This window comes from Oerskovia turbata, from assembly GCF_000718325.1.
GTDB classification, from domain to species: domain Bacteria; phylum Actinomycetota; class Actinomycetes; order Actinomycetales; family Cellulomonadaceae; genus Oerskovia; species Oerskovia turbata.
This window is the reverse complement of record NZ_JOFV01000040.1, coordinates 1-577: the sequence shown is the minus strand read 5'-3', so window position 1 is coordinate 577 and position 577 is coordinate 1. Positions and strand designations below refer to the sequence as shown.

At 65.5% G+C, this 577-nt stretch carries 1 protein-coding gene; it reads right to left on the bottom strand.

The annotated features are described in order from the left end of the window. A partial coding sequence (locus IE95_RS0118285) for a flagellin N-terminal helical domain-containing protein (RefSeq protein WP_030153658.1) occupies positions 1-577 on the bottom strand: 577 nt, incomplete at both ends.

Sequence of the window (577 nt, the reverse complement as noted above, 5' to 3'; positions counted from 1 at the left end):
CTCGGCAGAGGTCAGGTTCTCCGCGGCGACGTTGATGTTGGAGATCGCGTACTCCAGACGGTTCTGCGTCGCACCGAAGTTCGAACGAGCCGTCGACACAGCCTTGAGAGCCGTGTCGATCGTCTCGATCGACGTCCGGGCGTTCGCCGCGTCCACGACGTTCAGCGCGGTGCCGCTTCCACCCGTCTCGTCGAACACCGTGTCCGCGATGATGTCCTGCAGGTTGTTGGCTGCGAGGGCGATGGTGATGGTGTTGCCGTTGCCGGCACCCTCCGCGCTGACCTGGACCGTGAGGTCCGCGGCGGTGTCGGTGAGCAGGTTGATGCCGTTGAAGTTGGTCGAGTCGACGACACGGTTGAGCTCGTCAGCGAGCTCGTCGAGCTCCGAGCTGATCGCGGTGCGTGCGTCGGCGTTGTTGGTGTCCGAGGACGCCTGGACCGCGAGGTCACGCATGCGCTGCAGGATCGACTGGGCTTCACCCAGCGCACCTTCAGCCGCCTGCACGACGCTGATGCCGTCCTGCGCGTTACGCGCAGCGACCGAGTAGCCGTTCACCTGAGCCTTGAGACCCTCGGCG